The organism is Bartonella sp. TS82HLJMH (assembly GCF_042193495.1).
Classification (GTDB): domain Bacteria; phylum Pseudomonadota; class Alphaproteobacteria; order Rhizobiales; family Rhizobiaceae; genus Bartonella; species Bartonella grahamii.
The window spans coordinates 1-509 of sequence record NZ_JBHILU010000122.1 but is presented as its reverse complement, the minus strand read 5'-3'; the positions used below and the strand labels follow the sequence as shown (position 1 = coordinate 509).

Genomic DNA, 509 nt, shown 5'->3' with positions numbered 1-509 from the left:
TTCCTACATTATAGCAAAACGACACTAACGCCGCGAATTGTTCATCTGTTAATGAAACTGTAACAGCGCGTTCAACGGCATTTTCAAATTGTCTTAAGTCTTGGCAAAGAAGTTCTTCTGCTTGCTTTTCCGTGATGGTCATGCCTTCATAAACAAAAGGCTTTCCAGCATTGTTTGTATGTCCATAGCCTATTGTCCACACCCCAATGGTATCTTTGTAGGCGTTTAAACGCAAGCCTTCCCATTGTTTGATAAGTGCTAGCCCTTCTGATGATATTTTTCGCATATGCTTCTCCATAAAAAAAGCTCCGCAAAAAGCAGAGCTGGATTAAAAAATTGACATCTTTCTCATTCGGAAAGATAGCTTGGTTAAGCTTCATGTCACTTTTTCATTGGAATAAAAGAAGATTTTTTCTCAACTTTTAATTTCTTTCTTGACAAATATTCGTTTATAAACGAATATACATCATGTTTGAAATACGTCACTACCTTACTTCTGATGGCAAAGA

1 protein-coding gene is annotated in these 509 nt (G+C 36.7%); it reads right to left on the bottom strand.

The genetic code is table 11. The features are described 5' to 3' along the window. A partial coding sequence (locus tag ACFIKO_RS09590) for a lysozyme (protein WP_375673954.1) occupies positions 1–286 on the bottom strand: 286 nt, incomplete at its 3' end. Positions 287–509 lie beyond the last annotated feature (223 nt).